The sequence below is a fragment of the Mesorhizobium sp. WSM4840 genome (assembly GCF_055811755.1).
In genome coordinates this window covers 1-326 of sequence record NZ_JBVVQD010000141.1, presented here as the reverse complement: position 1 = coordinate 326, position 326 = coordinate 1, and the positions used below count along the sequence as shown (strand labels likewise).

Annotated in this window: 1 pseudogene; it reads left to right on the top strand. The window is 62.0% G+C overall.

From position 1 onward, the window contains the following. A pseudogene (locus AC0L3I_RS37050) lies at positions 1-326 on the top strand (adenylate/guanylate cyclase domain-containing protein); the annotation flags it as partial.

Below are 326 nucleotides of genomic sequence, written 5' to 3'. Positions count from 1 at the left end.
GCACGCATGCCTTCATTCTGGATGGCGACGGATCCATCCTGGCGGACCAGCGGCTGGCTTCCCCGGATGCGCTGAAGAACGGCATCCTGCCGCTGACGCCGCTCGCCAATTTCGGCGATCCGGTTCTCGCCGGATATGAGGCGCGCAAACCGGATGCGGAGTTCAGCACGCAGCGTACCCGCGATATCGAGGTTGCCGAAATCCAGGTAGACGACAAGGACGGTTCGACCTCATGGGACGGAGAGAACGCTTACGTCGCTATTACCCGTGAGATCACCGGCTATGGCGACCGGCCCTGGACGCTCGGCGCGTATTTCAAGACCAGT